Source organism: Saccharothrix sp. ST-888 (assembly GCF_000955975.1).
Classification (GTDB): domain Bacteria; phylum Actinomycetota; class Actinomycetes; order Streptomycetales; family Streptomycetaceae; genus Kitasatospora.
This window is the reverse complement of sequence record NZ_JYJF01000453.1, coordinates 1-380: the sequence shown is the minus strand read 5'-3', so window position 1 is coordinate 380 and position 380 is coordinate 1. Positions and strand designations below refer to the sequence as shown.

At 77.4% G+C, this 380-nt stretch carries 1 protein-coding gene; it reads right to left on the bottom strand.

Translation table 11 applies throughout. The annotated features are described in order from the left end of the window. Positions 1-201: 201 nt before the first annotated feature. On the bottom strand, positions 202-372 hold the full coding sequence (locus UK12_RS45305) for a winged helix-turn-helix transcriptional regulator (RefSeq protein ID WP_442973916.1): 171 nt from the start codon (positions 370-372) through the stop codon (positions 202-204). Positions 373-380: the final 8 nt, after the last annotated feature.

The following is a 380-nucleotide window of genomic DNA, read 5'->3' as shown; positions in this document are numbered from 1 at the left end:
CCCTGCAACTGCGCGGGCACCGCGTGCTCGCGATCGGCTCGCCGTCCCGGACGGTCGGTGAACTGATCGTCGGGCGCCGTCCCGAGGTCTGCCTGCCCGGCGTGGCGGGGCCGGGCGAGCCGGACGCCCTCGAGCCGGTGGGGCGGGTGGGCCCGGTGCGCGCCGAGATCTCCGAGGGGGACCTTGGGCCGGGCGGTGGATCTACGCGCGGGGCTCCAGCAAGGGTCGGCGGTGGTCCGACCCCCACTCGGCGACGGGCACAACCCGGTCGGCGAGGGGGTGCCCCGGCGGCAGCAGGCCGGAGATCACCCGCGGGGGCGTCTCGGGCTGGAGGGTGGGGCGCACCAGCCCGTTCCGTTCGAGCTCGCGCAGGGATTGGG